At 63.4% G+C, this 16,284-nt stretch carries 11 protein-coding genes and 1 other RNA gene; 8 read left to right on the top strand and 4 right to left on the bottom strand.

The window, feature by feature from the left end; translation table 11 throughout:
- Positions 1–271 precede the first annotated feature (271 nt).
- Positions 272–1,114, top strand: coding sequence for an ammonia-dependent NAD(+) synthetase (gene nadE, locus R1Z03_RS05950; RefSeq protein WP_317357707.1), 843 nt, complete (start codon positions 272–274; stop codon positions 1,112–1,114).
- A 351-nt stretch (positions 1,115–1,465) separates the two neighbouring features.
- Complete coding sequence (locus tag R1Z03_RS05945) at positions 1,466–2,398, top strand: manganese catalase family protein (RefSeq protein WP_317357703.1); 933 nt, start codon at positions 1,466–1,468, stop codon at positions 2,396–2,398.
- Between the two features lie 1,288 nt (positions 2,399–3,686).
- Here R1Z03_RS05945 and ssrA read toward each other — a convergent pair.
- The 4 genes from ssrA to ompA all read right to left on the bottom strand — a co-directional run bounded on the left by ssrA (position 3,687) and on the right by ompA (position 6,207).
- Positions 3,687–4,065: a transfer-messenger RNA gene (ssrA, locus tag R1Z03_RS05940) on the bottom strand.
- Positions 4,066–4,077: 12 nt separating this feature from the next.
- Complete coding sequence (gph, locus tag R1Z03_RS05935) at positions 4,078–4,755, bottom strand: phosphoglycolate phosphatase (RefSeq protein ID WP_317357700.1); 678 nt, start codon at positions 4,753–4,755, stop codon at positions 4,078–4,080.
- A complete protein-coding gene (gene ubiG, locus R1Z03_RS05930; protein ID WP_317357698.1) occupies positions 4,752–5,465 on the bottom strand; it encodes a bifunctional 2-polyprenyl-6-hydroxyphenol methylase/3-demethylubiquinol 3-O-methyltransferase UbiG in 714 nt (237 codons plus the stop codon). Before ubiG ends, gph begins: the two co-directional genes overlap by 4 nt.
- Positions 5,466–5,541: 76 nt before the next feature.
- Complete coding sequence (ompA, locus tag R1Z03_RS05925; protein ID WP_272568896.1) at positions 5,542–6,207, bottom strand: outer membrane protein OmpA; 666 nt, start codon at positions 6,205–6,207, stop codon at positions 5,542–5,544.
- Positions 6,208–6,431: 224 nt separating this feature from the next.
- Between ompA and gyrA the strand changes: the two genes are divergently transcribed.
- The 6 genes from gyrA (at position 6,432) to rpsA (ending at position 16,204) form a co-directional block, all read left to right on the top strand.
- Positions 6,432–9,071, top strand: a complete 2,640-nt coding sequence (gyrA, locus tag R1Z03_RS05920; protein ID WP_284428658.1) for a DNA gyrase subunit A — start codon at positions 6,432–6,434, stop codon at positions 9,069–9,071.
- A 101-nt stretch (positions 9,072–9,172) separates the two neighbouring features.
- Entirely contained in the window at positions 9,173–10,282 is a 1,110-nt protein-coding gene (gene serC / locus R1Z03_RS05915; RefSeq protein WP_317357694.1) for a 3-phosphoserine/phosphohydroxythreonine transaminase, read from the top strand.
- A 38-nt stretch (positions 10,283–10,320) separates the two neighbouring features.
- The gene (pheA, locus tag R1Z03_RS05910; protein WP_284428660.1) at positions 10,321–11,418 is read left to right on the top strand and encodes a prephenate dehydratase; all 1,098 of its coding nucleotides are present in this window, start codon (positions 10,321–10,323) and stop codon (positions 11,416–11,418) included.
- Between the two features lie 11 nt (positions 11,419–11,429).
- Positions 11,430–12,317, top strand: coding sequence for a prephenate dehydrogenase/arogenate dehydrogenase family protein (locus tag R1Z03_RS05905; RefSeq protein WP_284415064.1), 888 nt, complete (start codon positions 11,430–11,432; stop codon positions 12,315–12,317).
- Entirely contained in the window at positions 12,317–14,335 is a 2,019-nt protein-coding gene (locus R1Z03_RS05900) for a bifunctional 3-phosphoshikimate 1-carboxyvinyltransferase/cytidylate kinase (protein WP_317357689.1), read from the top strand. The genes R1Z03_RS05905 and R1Z03_RS05900 overlap by 1 nt, the downstream gene beginning before the upstream one ends.
- Before the next feature lie 183 nt (positions 14,336–14,518).
- Positions 14,519–16,204 (top strand): 30S ribosomal protein S1, encoded by a 1,686-nt coding sequence (gene rpsA / locus R1Z03_RS05895; protein WP_092739611.1) that lies wholly within the window; start codon positions 14,519–14,521, stop codon positions 16,202–16,204.
- Positions 16,205–16,284 lie beyond the last annotated feature (80 nt).

Raw genomic sequence — 16,284 nt, 5'->3', positions numbered from 1 at the left:
CAGGCGCTATGTTTTTCATAGCGACATGCCCTAGTACTTATTGCGCTGGAAGCCGTTTTGATCCACGGTGCTTCGGTGGCATTTGGAATGGCTGGGCCGGCTGACAGGCCTTGCGCCCCTGACACACCCACTGACACGCCTCCTGCCGTGCAAGGCGGCAGCGACATGCCGGCACCATCCGACAACCGCTTCGGCCACTTGGCCGCCCAATGGTCCATTGCGGCCCGGCGAAGTCCGCGCCGGTGCCATCCACCTTTGAGGAGCGACCCCAATGAGCGTCAGGCCCAGTCAGCCACAGATTCTGGAATCCCTGTCGGTGGTGCGCGAGTTCGATGTCGAGGTCGAACTGGAGCGCCGTGTCGACTTTCTCGCCCAGTACCTGGCGCGCACCGGGCGACAGACCTACGTGCTCGGGATCAGCGGCGGCGTGGATTCGCTGGTTGCCGGCTGCCTGGCGCAACGGGCCGTGGCCCGCCTGCGGGCCTCCGGAGAAAGCGTCCGTTTCATCGCCATGCGGCTGCCGTATGGCCAGCAGCGGGACGAGGCCGAGGCAGTCAGGTGCCTCGACTTCATCGCACCCGACGAGGTGCGCACCGTGGACATCCGCGCATCGGTCGATGCCATGCAGCAAGCGCTGATCGCCGCCGGCGTGGACCTGGGCGATGCCCCGGCGGAAGACTTTCTGGTCGGCAACATCAAGGCCCGCGCCCGCATGGTGGCGCAATACGCGGTGGCCGGCGCCACCGCAGGGCTGGTCATCGGCACCGATCATGCAGCCGAGGCACTGATGGGGTTCTTCACCAAGCATGGCGATGGAGCAGCCGATGTGCTGCCGCTGGCGGGCCTGAACAAGCGCCGCGTGCGCGCGGTGGGTTTTGCATTGGGCGCTCCCCGCGATCTGGTGATGAAAGTGCCCACGGCTGATCTGGAAACACTGGCCCCGCAACGGCCCGACGAAGACGCATTCGGAGTGAGCTACGACACCATCGACGACTTCCTGGAAGGCCTGCCCATCGATCGCGAGGCCGAGCGGATCATCGTGAACACCTACCTCGCCAGCGCCCACAAGCGCGATGCCGCCGTGACCCCAACCATAGCCCGCTCAACTCTCTAGACAGGCCCCAAGCCACGGACCGCGCCAGCGAGCGAACAGAAAAAACCGCTACAAAATTTACCGCGCGGCATGGTCCGGGCAATCGCCCATCCGCCGCGGCACCCCGTCGCCGTAGTGGCCCTGTACTGCCAGCGCCGTCCGCACCGGACTGGGCCTCTCGGGTGTGGCGCGCCAGGAAACAGGCAAGGTACATGCCGTGTTTGGTTGCGTTTCACCCTCTGCGCCGCCCTGTCCGGCATGGCCATCGGCCCATTGCCCGGCCCTTCGGCACACCGCTTGCCCTGACTCCTTCGACGCCACATGGCGTTGCCTGTCGGTGAACCCGCTGGCTCAACCCCACCAGGAGCATTCATGTTTTCTCATAACAAGCGGCTGCAATACACCGTACGAATCAGCGAAACCAATCCCGGCCTCGCCAACCTGCTGCTCGAGCAGTTTGGCGGACCCCAGGGCGAACTCGCCGCAGCCTGCCGCTATTTCACCCAGGCATTGGGCGAGGACGATCCGGGCCGCAAGGACATGCTGTTCGACATCGCGACCGAAGAGCTGAGCCATCTGGAGATCATCGGAACCATCGTGGGCATGCTCAACAAGGGCGCCAAGGGCCGACTGGCGGAAGGCGTTGAAAAAGAGGGCGATCTCTATCGGTCCATCACCGGCGCAGGCAACGACAGCCACCTCACCCAGGTGCTGTACGGGGGTGGCCCAGCGTTGATCAACTCGGCAGGCGTACCCTGGACGGCAGCGTACGTCGACACCATCGGCGAGCCCACCGCCGACCTGCGGTCGAACATCGCGGCCGAATCCCGCGCGAAGATCGTGTATGAGCGCCTCATCAACCTCACGGACGACCCGGGCGTGAAGGACGCGCTGACCTTCCTCATGACGCGAGAGATCGCCCACCAGAAGTCGTTTGAAAAAGCACTCTATGCCATCGAACCGAACTTCCCTCCCGGCAAGCTGCCAGGCGATCCGCGCTTCACCAGCGTGTACTTTCGCACCTCGCAGGGCGAGCCGGAAGTGCGGGGTGCGTGGAACGAAGGAGAGCGCTGGAACGTCGTTCCCCTTCCCCAGGGCGCCGAAGCGGTGGATGGCGGCGATGGCCTGGCGACCGTGGCCCTGAACGAACTGGAAGCGCCCGCCGTGGAGCAGATGGCCGCACGCACGGCATCTCAGCCCGACATGGATCCCACCACGGGTGCCGAACTGGGCATGGGAGAAGATCTGGACCCTGTGGGTGATGCAGGCCGTTTGCGCGGCGTGCCGAAAACGCTCGAAGACTGATGGGCAGGGCAGGCTCCTGCGGCCGTGGTGGTGCCCTCTATAAGGTCATTGTCGCGGCCTGGGACCGGCCCTGAATGCCTTCTTATGGGTTTTCCCGACGGCTGCGATGGCCCCGACGGGCCGCAGCGCAGCCCACGGCAAGCCCCGCGGCGAAAGTCGCACAAAGCGTTGCCATGGCCTGCTGAGAGCCGCCATGCACAAGGCATGGAGTGCCATCAGTCGGCTCGACCCACCGCTCCAACATGCCAGCTTTGCCAGGCCCGCCGCGCCCCCGCCAAGCAAGCACCATCGTCGATGCGACGCTTGCCAAAGTCCCAGCCATCAGCCCTATGCTGATCACCGAGCGTGCAGTGGCATGCGGGCCGTGGTGGCCATGCGGCAGGCATTGCAAATCCGACGTCGGCAGAACGTGGACCTGCGTCAAAGCGATCGACAAAGGATCGCTGGCAGGAAACGACTCCTCTATTCCATGATCGAGGGCAGGCTCCGTGTGCGCGGGATTGGCCGCAGGTCTCAACGCCGGAGCAGTGCCTTCAGGCGGAGGACAAGGATGGCTTTCAGATGTCGGAAAGGGAAAGGCATCAGGGCTGCGGGTGTTCATGGGAGGACTTCTTCCAGAGACGACGACGGATGGATGAATGGTGGCGGCGCACTGAAGGCCGTCTGGCTAGCCGTTTCGACGGGGGTCTGACGGCTCGCGGGAATCCGCAATGCCACCGCCGTCTTCCCCCTCCTTTTGCGGTGCAGGCCCTTTCTGCGGCATGCGCTGCATTGCGGGATCTGTTTCGACCAATGCCGGGCTGGGACGACCGAGGTCCTTGCGCGGCTTACCGTCCGGGGAGTCGACCTGGTTCACCATGGCTGTACCTCCGGCATGTCGGCCACTGCCACCTGGCAGGGCTGCGTTCCTGTGGCGATGCGCGTCGTGGCAGGTACCGCGTTGGCGGTGCTTGAAATACCGGCTGGTCTGGTGGTTTGCATGAATTTCCTTTCCAAGGAGAAATCAGTTTGCGAACCCCTGTTCGATGCGGGTGTAGGACTGAAGCGCTCATGCCGCAGTGGCACCACAGGCCGTGATACCGAGGGCAGAACGGCTTTCGATGCACGTCCGCGGAGTCGACACGGACATGCCAGGCACGCCCACACTCGATGGCGTATCGGCAAGTGCAGTAACCAGCACGTGGGACTCGCGGGCCATTTCGATGCGATGGGCGCGACACCCCACAAAGCGCCGGGCAAGAAAAAACCGCCACAGCCTGACGGTGTCAGAGTGTGGCGGTATCCTGAGTGGTGGAGCTGGCGGGAATTGAACCCGCGTCCGCAAGCCTTCTTCGGGCAGATCTACATGTTTAGCGGTCTGTTTTGATTCTCATGGCCCACGTCGCGCAGTCGCACGCTACGTGGGACACCAGTACCCTTGGATCTCGCTCCATGCCAAGGTACCCGGCACGGAACCAGCCAGCGTGAATAACCTTGCAGCCGGGAGGTCTTGCGACCCCCTTGCCCAGCCCGCTAGCATGCTGTTGCAAGGCTCACCGGTGTTTAAGCGGCGAGTGCGAAACGTTCGTCGTTTGCAGTTAGTTTTTTGAATGCAGATTTACGAGCGCCACTCAAGCTCGACATGCACCACACCGATTCCGAACCCACGTCGAAACCAGGGCAGCCCCAAGCCTCGTATTTTAAGGCGCAGAGATCAATTGCAAGACCTCGAGGGGAGATTTAATTGCGGCCTGTGCGCCCCACTCGTGCACAGCGGTTTGCGTGCCGAGGTAGCCATACAACGCAGCCACGGTGCGCATGCCGGCCGCGAGGCCCGCGACGATATCGCGCTCATCGTCGCCGACGTAGATGCAATGCGCTGGTTCGATATCCAGGCGTCTGGCCGCTTCGAGCAGGGGCTCGGGGTGCGGCTTGCTGTGTGCGGTGGTGTCGCCACTGATCACCGCACCGGCGCTACTGAACAGTGGCGTGGCCGCCACCAGCACATCCGTGAACCTTGCCGCCTTGTTGGTGACGATGCCCCAAGGCATGCCACGCCGGGTCAACTCGGCGATCATTGACTCCACACCATCGAACACTTTCGTGCGCTGCTGAATGCAGGCCTCGTAGTTGACGAAGAACTCTTCTCGCAACGCCGGAAAGTCGGGATGGGCCGTATCCATGTCGAATGCCACTGACAGCATGCCCCTGGCTCCAGCCCCTGCCATGGGCCGATACCGATCGGCAGGCAGAGACGGCAAGCCACGGTCCGTTCGCAATTTGTCGGCGGCAGCACCCAGGTCGGGAGCACTATCGATCAATGTGCCGTCGAGATCGAACAAGACGGCACGAACATGGGTAAAGACAGGTGAACTCATACGGCGGCGCGGCGTGCAGCGAGCATGTAGTTGACCGAGGTGTCGGCACTCAGCCAATAGCGTTTGGTCAGCGGGTTGTACTCCAGCCCCCGGCTGTGAACGATATCGAGGCCCGCCAGCCGACTGGCGGACGCCAATTCGCTGGGCTTGATGAATTTCGCATACTCGTGCGTGCCTTTGGGCAGCATGCCCAAAATGTATTCGGCGCCGACGACTGCCAGCATGAACGCCTTGGTATTGCGATTGATGGTGGAAAAAAAGACCCAGCCACCCGGCTTGACCAGACGCGCGCACGCTTGAATCACGGAGGCGGGGTCCGGCACGTGCTCCAGCATTTCCATGCATGTGACAGTATCGAAGGTGCCAGGTACTTCCGCGGCCAAGTCCTCCACGCTGACTTCACGGTACTGCACATGGGGTGTCCCGGTTTCCAAGGCATGCAGTTGCGCGATTCGCAATGATTTGCTGGCCAGATCAATGCCTGTTACCTGCGCGCCTTTTCTGGCCATCGAATCCGTGAGGATGCCGCCACCACATCCCACATCCAGCACCTGCTGCCCTTCTAAAGGCGATATGCCATTGATCCATTCCAGGCGCAGCGGATTAATCTGGTGCAATGGACGAAATTCACTTTCCGGATCCCACCAGCGGTGGGCGAGTGCGGAAAATTTGGCCAGCTCTGCTGGATCGGCATTAATGTGATCGCTCATGTGGGTAAGTGCTCCAAAAGAGATGGCCCATAAAAAAAGCCCCGTTTCCGGGGCTTTTTCATGACTGATTCGGAAATCAGTTAGAAGCGCGGGTACCGACCACTTCGATTTCCACGCGACGGTTCTTCGCACGGCCTTCCTTGGTCTTGTTGTCGGCGACGGGTTGCTTCTCGCCCTTGCCTTCAGTGTAAACGCGGTTCTTTTCGATGCCCTTGGACACCAGATAAGCCTTCACAGCTTCAGCGCGGCGAACCGACAGCTTCTGGTTGTAGGCATCCGTACCGACGGAGTCGGTATGACCCACGGCGATGATGACTTCCAGGTTCACGCTCTTGACCTTGGAAACCAGGTCATCCAGCTTGGCCTTGCCTTCTGGCTTGAGCACCGACTTGTCAAAGTCGAAGAACGCATCGGCAGCGTACGTCACCTTGCTGGCCACTGCGGGAGCAGGAGGCGCTGCAGGGGCAGGCGTTGCAGCAGGTGCGGGAGCAGCAGCGGCAGGGGTAGAAGCAGGAGCCTGAGCAACCAGAGCACCATCACAACCGACAGCAGCGGTAGCAGGGGTCCAGTTGGCATCGCGCCAGCACAGTTCGTTCGTGCCGTTCTTCCACACCAGTTCGCCGGTACCGTTCTGCCAGTTGTCAACAACCTTGCCGCCGTCGGCTGCTTTGACTTGAGCGCCAGCCGAGGTAGCAAGCACAGCAGAGGCCAACAACATCGCCACTTTGTTCAGTTTCTTCATGGTTCTCCTCTTGGGGAAAAAGCCGCAGCCGCGCTGCGAATATGGACGTCATCAGTGACCATCACTAAAAACGTTGAAATGATTGTGCCATACGTAACAACGCAAAGTGGTTGCAGACGGGGCGCGCACGGTAGGACAAAAGCGCTTTACCCCTGATGTGTTGCGCACTTGCGACAAGACGTTCCGCCTAGAATGGCCCTCCTCCGCCGTCCACGCAGTTCTCCATGACACAGTTCGCCAAAGAAACCCTGCCCATCAGCCTTGAAGAGGAAATGCGGCGAAGTTATCTCGATTACGCCATGAGCGTAATTGTGGGTCGCGCGCTGCCCGATGCGCGCGACGGCCTCAAGCCGGTGCACCGGCGCGTGCTGTTTGCCATGCACGAACTCAACAACGACTGGAACCGGCCTTATAAGAAGTCCGCCCGTATCGTGGGCGACGTGATCGGTAAATACCACCCGCACGGCGATCAATCGGTGTACGACACGATTGTGCGCATGGCGCAAGACTTCTCCATGCGCCATCTGCTCGTCGATGGCCAGGGCAACTTCGGCTCGGTGGACGGCGACAACGCGGCCGCGATGCGTTACACCGAAATCCGCTTGGCGAAGATCGCCCATGAAATGCTGGCGGACATCGACAAGGAAACCGTCGACTTCGGCCCCAACTACGACGGCAGCGAAAGAGAACCGCTGGTGCTTCCCAGCAAGCTGCCCAACCTGCTGGTCAATGGCTCCGGCGGGATCGCCGTGGGCATGGCCACCAACATCCCGCCCCATAACCTCAATGAAGTGGTGGATGGCTGCCTGCACCTGCTGCACCATCCCGACGCGTCCATCGACGATCTGATGGAGATCATTCCCGCTCCTGACTTCCCCACGGCCGGCATCATCTACGGCATCAATGGCGTGAAGGACGGCTACCGCACGGGCCGGGGCAAGGTGGTCATGCGCGCACGCTGCCACTTCGAAGACATCGACCGTGGCCAGCGCCAGGCCATCATCGTGGACGAGCTGCCCTACCAGGTCAACAAAAAGACGCTGCAGGAGCGGATGGCCGAGCTGGTGCACGAAAAGAAGATCGAAGGCATCAGCCACATCCAGGACGAATCCGACAAATCGGGCATGCGCCTGGTGGTCGAACTCAAGCGCGGCGAAGTGCCCGAGGTGGTCCTGAACAACCTTTACAAGCAAACGCAGCTGCAGGACACGTTCGGCATGAACATGGTGGCCCTGGTGAACGGGCAGCCGCGGCTTTGCAACCTGAAGGAACTGGTCAGCGTCTTCCTGCAGCACCGCCGCGAAGTGGTGACGCGCCGCACGGTCTTCGAACTGCGCAAGGCACGCGAACGCGGCCACGTGCTGGAAGGTTTGGCGGTGGCGCTGGCCAACATCGACGACTTCATCCGGATCATTCGCGAATCGCCGACGCCCCCGGTGGCCAAGGCGGAACTGATGACCCGCTCGTGGGACAGCAAACTGGTGCGCGAGATGCTCACGCGCACCCGGGCCGACGGTGGCACCGTGAATGCGGACGACTACCGGCCGGAAGGGCTGGAGCGTGAATACGGAATGGGCCAGGACGGCCTGTACCGGCTGTCCGACACCCAGGCGCAGGAAATCCTGCAGATGCGCCTGCAGCGCCTGACGGGCCTGGAGCAGGACAAGATCGTTTCCGAATACCGGGACGTGATGGCGGTGATCGAAGACCTGCTGGACATTCTGGCCAAGCCAGAACGCGTCTCCGTCATCATTGGCGAAGAGCTGACGTCCATCAAGCAGGAGTTCGGCCAGCACAAGCTCGGGGCGCGGCGCAGCGTGGTCGAATACAGCGCGCAGGACCTGTCGACCGAAGATCTGATCACGCCCACCGACATGGTGGTCACGCTCAGCCACACGGGCTACATCAAGAGCCAGCCGCTGTCCGAATACCGGGCGCAAAAGCGCGGCGGCCGCGGCAAGCAGGCGACGGCCACCAAGGAAGACGACTGGATCGACCAGCTCTTCATCGCCAACACGCACGACTACATCCTGTGCTTTTCCAACCGTGGTCGACTCTACTGGCTCAAGGTGTGGGAGGTTCCGGCAGGCTCGCGCGGCTCGCGCGGCCGCCCGATCGTCAACATGTTCCCGCTGCAAGAAGGCGAAAAGATCAATGTGGTTCTGCCGCTGACCGGCGACATGCGGACGTTCCCGGCCGATCGCTACGTGTTCATGGCCACGAGCATGGGCACCGTGAAGAAGACGGCGCTCGATGAATTCAGCAACCCCCGCAAGGGCGGCATCATCGCCGTCAACCTGGACGATGGCGACTACCTGATCGGCGCGGCGCTCACCGACGGTGCGCACGACGTCATGCTGTTCAGCGATGGCGGCAAGGCGGTGCGTTTCGACGAAAACGACGTGCGCCCCCTGGGCCGCCAGGCCCGCGGCGTGCGCGGCATGATGCTGGAAGACGGGCAGAGCGTGATCGCCATGCTGGTGGCCGAAGACGAGACCCAGAGCGTGCTCACCGCCACCGCGAACGGCTACGGCAAGCGCACCAGCATTGTCGAATACACGCGCCATGGCCGGGGCACCAAGGGAATGATCGCGATCCAGCAGAGCGAGCGCAACGGCAAGGTCGTGGCGGCCACGCTGGTCCACGCCGATGACGAGATCATGCTGATCACCGACAAGGGTGTGCTGGTTCGCACCCGCGTGTCGGAGATCCGCGAACTCGGCCGCGCCACCCAAGGCGTGACGCTGATCGCGCTGGACGAGGGCTCGCAGTTGAGCGGCCTGCAACGCATCGTGGAAAACGACGCCAATGTGCCGGATATCGACGCCGATGAAGAAGGTGGCACGCCGCCCGCAGAAGCCTGATCCCTGCCCCATGCAAAGCGCTCCGATGGACGCTTTGCTATCACAACCATAGCAATCAGCCCTAGATAAATATGCGCTGAGGCCCTATTTCACTTGAAACCATGAATCGCCCGTACAACTTCTCCGCCGGCCCGGCCGCCATTCCCGCCGAAGTCCTGCAGCAAGCGGCTGCCGAAATGCTGGACTGGCACGGAAGCGGCATGGGCGTCATGGAGATGAGCCACCGCGGCAAGGAGTTCTTGTCGATCTACGAACATGCCGAAGCCGACCTTCGTGAGTTGCTGGCGGTGCCTTCGCAGTTCAAGATCCTTTTCATGCAGGGGGGCGGTCTGGCTGAGAACGCCATCGTGCCGCTGAACCTCTCGCGCGCAGCGACGGTGGACATGGTCGTCACCGGCAGCTGGAGCCAGAAGTCGGTGAAGGAGGCCCGCAAATATGCAGCGGAAGTGCACGTGGCCGCATCGGGCGAGACCAGCCACTTCACCACGCTTCCCGAGCCAGCCAGCTGGCAGCTGAGCCGCGGCGCGAGCTACCTGCACCTGTGCAGCAACGAGACCATCCACGGCATTGAATTTCACGAACTGCCCGACCTGAAGGCGCTGGGCAGCGATGCGCCCCTGGTCATCGATTTTTCTTCCCATGTGGCATCGCGCGCCGTCGACTGGTCGCGCGTGGGCCTGGCGTTCGGTGGAGCGCAGAAGAACCTGGGCCCTGCCGGCCTCACGCTGGTGGTGGTGCGGGAGGATCTGCTGGGGCACGCCCTGCCCGCCTGCCCCAGCGCCTTCGACTACAAGATCGTGGCGGACAACCAGTCCATGTTCAACACCCCGCCCACCTGGGGCATCTACGTGGCCGGCCTGACCTTCCAGTGGCTCAAGCGCCAGCGCGAGGGCGAACTGAGCGGGATCGCGGCGCTGGAGCATCGGAACATCGCAAAGGCCCGGCTGCTGTACGACACCATCGACCAGTCGCAGTTCTATGTGAACAAGGTGTCGGAGAACGCCCGGTCCCGCATGAACATTCCGTTCTTCCTGCGCGACGAATCGCGCAACGATGCCTTCCTGACAGGCGCCAAGGAACGCGGGCTGCTGCAGCTCAAGGGGCACAAATCGGTGGGCGGCATGCGCGCCAGCCTGTACAACGCCATGCCCCTGTCGGGCGTCGAGGCCCTGGTGGCCTACATGCGAGAATTTGAACGCAAGCACGCCTGAAGCCCTGACAGTCCAGAGAAAACGCCCCCACACCTTTCATGACCATCCCGCAAGCCTCTCCGGACCTCGCCAGCCTGCGCGTCCAAATCGACAACATCGACCAGCAGCTGCTCACGCTGCTGAACCAGCGCGCCCTGGTCGCCGAACGGGTGGGCGAGATCAAGAAGCGCGAAGGCACGCCCTTCTTCCGCCCCGACCGGGTGGCCCAGGTCATCGAGAAGATCCAGACCGCCAATCCCGGCCCATTGAAGGGGCCGCATGTCGCGGCCATCTGGCGCGAGATCATGTCCGCCTGCCTGGCACTCGAGTCACCGCAGCGGGTGGCCGTGCTCGGCCCGGCCGGCACCTTCTGTGAGCAGGCGGCCGTGGAGTTCTTCGGTGGCGCGGCCGACCTCATGTACTGCGCCAATTTTGACGAAGTGTTCCACGCCACGGCGGCAGGCAGTGCGCAATACGGTGTGGTCGGCGTGGAAAATTCGGTCGAGGGCGTGGTGACCCGATCGCTCGATCTGTTCCTGCACACGCCTTGCCACGTGGTCGGCGAAGTGAGCCTGCTCGTGCGCCACAACCTGATGCGGCAGTCCGACTCGCTCGAAGGCATCGAGGCGGTGCTGGCACACCCGCAGGCGCTGGCGCAATGCCAGGGATGGCTGTCCAAGCACCTGCCCCACGCAGAGCGCCGCCCGGTATCCAGCAATGCGGAAGGGGCCCGACTGGCCGCGACCAATCCGGCGTGGGCGGGCATTGCGAGCGAACGGGCCGCCACGCAATTCGGCCTGCATCTGGTCGCGCATGCCATTCAGGACGATGCCTACAACCGCACCCGGTTCGCCATCATCTGCCTGCCGCACACGCTGCAGACGCCGCCACCGTCGGGCAAGGACTGCACCAGCCTGGTCATCTCGGTGCCCAACCGGCCCGGCGCGGTCCACGACCTGCTGGTGCCGCTCAAGACACACGGGGTGTCGATGACCCGGTTCGAATCCCGTCCCGCCCGCACAGGCCAGTGGGAGTATTACTTCTACATCGACCTCGACGGCCACCCGTCCCTGCCCCATGTGGCACGGGCCCTCGAAGAACTGCGTGCGCTGTGTGCCTTCTACAAGGTGCTGGGCACCTACCCGGTCGCGCCATGAGCGGGCCCGCCATGTTTGAACAGCTGGGGTTGATCGGCTGCGGCCTGATGGGAGGGTCGTTCGCTCTGGCCATGAAGAAGGCCGGCCTCGTCAAGCGCGTGGTCGGGTATAGCAAGTCGCCGTCCACCACCGACCGCGCCCGCCAGATGGGCGTGATCGATGTCGAGGCACCGTCCGCGTTGCTCGCCGTGGCGGGCGCCGACATCGTGCTCGTGGCCGTCCCCGTGGCCGCGACCGAGGCCACGCTCAAGGCCATCAAGCACCTCGTCACACCGCAGATGCTGATCATGGACGTGGGCTCGACCAAGGCCGACGTGGTGCAGGCCGCACGCCGCGCCCTCCGCGACCAGGTGGGATCCTTCGTTCCGGCCCACCCGATCACCGGGCGCGAGGTGTCCGGCGTGGAATACGCGGAAGCCGAGCTGTACAGCGGGCGCCAGGTCATCCTCACGCCGACCGAGCGCACCTTGACCGCCCATCTGCAAAAGGCCGAAGAAGTGTGGCGCACGCTGGGCTGCCGGGTGCAAAGCATGTCGCCCGAATCGCACGACGCTGCCTTTGCGTCCGTCAGCCACCTGCCTCATTTGCTGGCCTTCGCCATGATGAACAGCATCACGGCGCAAGACCATGGCGATATGTTCCTGTCCCTGGCAGGCCCGGGCTTTCGCGATTTCACCCGCATCGCGGCCAGCGACCCCAAGGTCTGGCGAGACATTCTGTTGTCCAACCGCGAAGAGCTTCTGGCACAGTCGCGGCTTTTCCAGCAGGCATTGCAGCAGTTGGAGCAGACCATGCAGCAGGGCAATCCCCAGGCGCTGGAAGACCTGATCACCCTGGCCAGCGAAACCCGCGCGCACTGGCGCATGGGCGCCCAACGCACCCCCACCCCCAATTCCTGATGTTCAGCACCGAGTTTCTCGACCTCCCGCCGCTGTCCACGGCGGGCGGCGCCATACAGCTTCCAGGCTCCAAGAGCATCTCCAACCGTGTTTTGCTGCTGGCGGCACTGAGCGAAGGCACCACCGAAATCCACGACCTGCTGGCATCCGATGACACCCGGGTCATGCTCGATGCACTGCGGCAACTGGGTTGCACGGTGGACGAGCAAGGCGCCAGCGTGCGCATCACGGGGCTGGGCACCCAACCCGCGAACGCCCCGGCCGCCCTTTTCCTGGGCAATGCCGGCACGGCGATGCGCCCGCTGACGGCCGCGCTGGCGCTGCTGGGTGGCGAGTTCGAGTTGTCCGGCGTGCCGCGCATGCACGAGCGGCCCATCGGTGACCTGGTGGATGCGCTGCGCCAGCTCGGTTGCCGCATCGACTATCTGGGCAACGAAGGGTTTCCACCCCTTCGCATTGCACACGCCCAAGGCATGCCGCCGCTATCGCTGTCCAGGCCCATTCCCGTGCGCGGTGACGTGTCGAGCCAGTTCCTCACCGCCCTGCTGATGGCGCTTCCACTGGTCGCGGTCGAGCAAGACGTGGTGATCGAGGTGGTGGGCGAGCTGATCTCGCGGCCCTACATCCACATCACGCTGCAGTTGCTGGCGCGGTTCGGCATCGATGTACAGCATGACCGGTGGCAGCGGTTCACCATCCCGGCCCGCAGCCGATACCGTTCGCCCGGGAGCATCCACGTCGAGGCCGACGCGTCTTCGGCCAGCTATTTCATTGCGCTGGGCGCCATCGCCGGCGTTGCCGAGCAGGACGACGGCGTGCAGATCCTGGGCGTGGGGCAAGACTCCATCCAGGGGGATATCCGCTTCATCGAGGCAGCGCAGGCCATGGGCGCACAGGTCACGGGCGGGCCCAACTGGCTGAAGATCCGCCGCGGCGCATGGCCGCTCAAAGCCATCGATCTGGACTGCAACCACATTCCCGACGCCGCCATGACGCTGGCCGTCATGGCCCTCTATGCCGAAGGCACGACCACGCTGCGCAACATCGCCAGCTGGCGCGTCAAGGAAACCGACCGCCTGACCGCCATGGCGACCGAGCTGCGCAAACTCGGCGCCACGGTGGAGGAAGGCGCGGACTTCCTGCGCGTCACGCCCCCGGCTGCGCCTGGTGGCTGGCTGGCCGCCAGCATCCACACCTACGACGACCACCGCGTGGCCATGTGCTTTTCACTGGCGGCCTTCAATCCGGCGGCGCTGCCCGTTCGCATCCAAGACCCCAAGTGCGTGGCCAAGACGTTTCCGGATTATTTCGAGGCGCTGTTTTCCGTCACGCACACCCCCACGGAACGCGTTCCGGTGATCTGCATCGACGGCCCGACCGCATCCGGCAAGGGCACCGTGGCTGCCGCCGTGGCGCAGCGGCTGGGCTACCGGTTTCTGGACTCGGGCGCCATGTACCGCATCGCGGCGCTGGCGGCCTTGCGGGCGGGCCTGCAGATCGATGCGGCGCACGAGTCGCGCATTGCGACTCTCGCACGCGGACTGCCCGTGCGTTTCGAAGGCGGGCGGATCTGGCTCGGCGCCGACGATGTGACCGATACCATCCGCACCGAAGAAGCGGGCATGAATGCGTCCCGCGTCTCCGCACTGCCCGCCGTGCGGGAGGCCCTGGTGGCCCTGCAGCACAGCTTTCGGCGGCTTCCGGGACTCGTGGCGGACGGGCGCGACATGGGCACCGTGATCTTTCCCCAGGCCGCCTTGAAGGTCTACTTGACCGCCAGCGCGGCATGCCGGGCTGAACGCCGGCATAAACAGTTGATTTCAAAGGGGATTTCGGCTAGCATCGCAGACCTTCGCGCCGATTTGGAGGCGCGCGACGCCCGGGACAGTTCCCGCAGCGTTGCGCCCTTGAAGCCGGCGCAGGATGCCCTGGTTCTGGACAACTCCTCGCTCACGGTCGATGCGGCTGTCGAGCAGGTACTTGCCTGGTGGCAGGAACGACAGCCCTTCGCCACCTAGGCACGGGGTTGCAACCCGAGGCTCACGCCCCGGACAGGCCCGCCCGGCCCCACAGGCACCCAGTGCCCAGACCGTGCGGTTCTCCAACCTAACCGCGGTTTTGCCGCAAAAAACCTCCGCAGGCAGCTTTAAAAACGATGGCAATGGTGCTGTCGGAACCCTGTTTGCGGCTTTAGGAAATACATGTCTGAATCTTTTGCCGCCCTTTTCGAAGAGTCCTTGACACGCACCGAAATGCGTCCGGGCGAAGTGATCACCGCCGAAGTCGTGCGCGTGGAACACAACTTCGTCGTGGTGAACGCCGGCCTCAAGTCCGAAGCCTACGTGCCCCTGGAAGAGTTCAAGAACGACAAGGGCGAAGTCGAAGTCCAGGTGGGCGATTTCGTCTCCGTGGCCATCGGCTCGATCGAAAACGGTTACGGCGACACCATCCTGTCGCGTGACACCGCCAAGCGCCTGGCCTCCTGGCTGGCGCTGGAAAAGGCCCTGGAATCCGGCGAATTCGTCACCGGCACGACCAGCGGCAAGGTCAAGGGTGGCCTCACGGTGCTGGTCAACGGCATCCGCGCCTTCCTGCCAGGTTCGCTGATCGACACGCGTCCGATCAAGGACCTGACGCCTTACGAAAACAAGACCCTGGAATTCAAGGTCATCAAGCTCGACCGCAAGCGCAACAACGTGGTGCTGTCGCGCCGCGCGGTGGTGGAAGCCTCCATGGGCGAAGAGCGCGCCAAGCTGATGGAAACCCTGAAGGAAGGCTCCATCGTCCAGGGCGTGGTCAAGAACATCACCGAATACGGTGCGTTCGTGGACCTGGGCGGCATCGACGGCCTGCTGCACATCACCGACATGGCATGGCGCCGCGTTCGCCATCCTTCGGAAGTGGTCACGGCCGGTCAGGAAATCACGGCCAAGATCCTCAAGTTCGACACCGAAAAGAACCGCGTGTCCCTGGGCCTCAAGCAAATGGGCGACGATCCATGGATGGGCGTTTCGCGCCGCTATCCTTCGGGCACCCGCCTGTTCGGCAAGGTCACGAACATTGCCGACTACGGCGCATTCGTGGAACTGGAACCCGGCATCGAAGGCCTGGTGCACGTCTCCGAAATGGACTGGACCAACAAGAACATCGCTCCTTCCAAGCTCGTGTCGCTGGGTGACGAAGTCGAAGTCATGGTCCTCGAGATCGACGAAGACAAGCGCCGCATCAGCCTGGGCATGAAGCAGTGCAAGGCCAACCCATGGCAAGAGTTCGCGCAGAACACCAAGCGCGGCGACCGCGTCAAGGGCCCGATCAAGTCGATCACCGACTTCGGCGTGTTCGTGGGCCTGGCTGCCGGCATCGACGGCCTGGTGCATCTGTCCGACCTGTCGTGGAACGAAACCGGCGAAGCCGCCGTTCGCAACTACAAGAAGGGCCAGGAAGTCGAAGCGATCGTGCTGGCCGTGGACGTGGACCGCGAACGCATCTCGCTGGGCATCAAGCAGCTCGACGGCGACCCATTCACCACCTTCGTGACGGTGAACGACAAGGGCCAGACGGTGACCGGCAAGGTCAAGACCGTGGACGCCCGTGGTGCTGAAATCGACCTCGGCGAAGACATCATCGGCTACCTGCGCGCCTCGGAAATCTCCCGCGACCGCGTGGAAGATGCCCGCAATGTGCTCAAGGAAGGCGACGAAGTCACGGCCGTGGTGGTGAACGTGGACCGCAAGACCCGCAACATCCAGCTGTCCATCAAGCAAAAGGACATGGCCGACGAGCAAGGCGCCATGGCCAACCTGAGCCAGCAATCGAGCCGCGAAAGCGCCGGCACGACCAGCCTGGGCGCCCTGCTGCGCGCCAAGCTGGACAACTCGGACAAGTAATCCGAGAGTCAGGCAACGACCGCTTCGGCGGTTGTGAATGGCGGGCGCCTCGTGCGCCCGCTTCTTTTTGTTCTGTTTCC

Source organism: Acidovorax sp. BLS4 (assembly GCF_032929295.1).
Lineage (GTDB): Bacteria > Pseudomonadota > Gammaproteobacteria > Burkholderiales > Burkholderiaceae_C > Paracidovorax.
This window is presented reverse-complemented; position numbering and strand designations above follow the sequence as displayed.